The sequence below is a fragment of the Aerococcus sp. L_32 genome, from assembly GCF_050689315.1.
On record NZ_JBOEQF010001077.1, the window covers coordinates 1 to 627 of the forward strand.

Below are 627 nucleotides of genomic sequence, written 5' to 3' on the forward strand. Positions count from 1 at the left end.
GAAACAAACTTTTATCCTGTTGAAGAAACTGAAGTCGTGAAAGGCGGCGGAATCGTTTCAAGTGTAGCTGGACATAGAGTGGCTGTTGGGAATGTGGCCTTGATGGAAAAAGAAAATGTCACTCTCAGCAAAAAAGTGCAAAAAGATGTCAAACGGTTTGAACAACAAGGGAACTCTCTCGTTTTGACAGCGGTCGACGGTGAATTAAAAGTACTGATGGGCATTCGCGATCAGGTCCGTCCGGGTGTGAAAGCTAATTTACAGGAATTAAAAGACTTGGGCGTGAAAAATCTAGTTGTTCTTTCAGGAGATAACCAAGGAACCGTTGATGTGGTCGCCGGCGAACTTGGTTTGACCGAAGCTCACGGCCACATGTTGCCGGAAGACAAATCGGCTTATATCGGAAAACTTCAACAACGTGGTCAAATTGTAGCCTTTGTTGGAGATGGCGTTAACGATAGTCCGTCCTTAGCTTTAGCAGACATTGGCATCGCAATGGGAAGCGGAACGGACGTAGCGATTGAAACATCTGATGTCGTTTTAATGAACTCGAACTTCAGCAACTTGCCTCACGCATTAGGATTAGTAAAAGCCACCGCAAATAATATGAAACAAAATATCGTGATT

General features: G+C 44.2%; 1 protein-coding gene. It reads left to right on the plus strand.

Features of this window, described 5'->3' with window-relative positions:
• The coding region (locus ACRCJ0_RS18260) for an HAD-IC family P-type ATPase (RefSeq protein WP_431391558.1) at positions 1 to 627 on the plus strand (627 nt) is incomplete at both ends.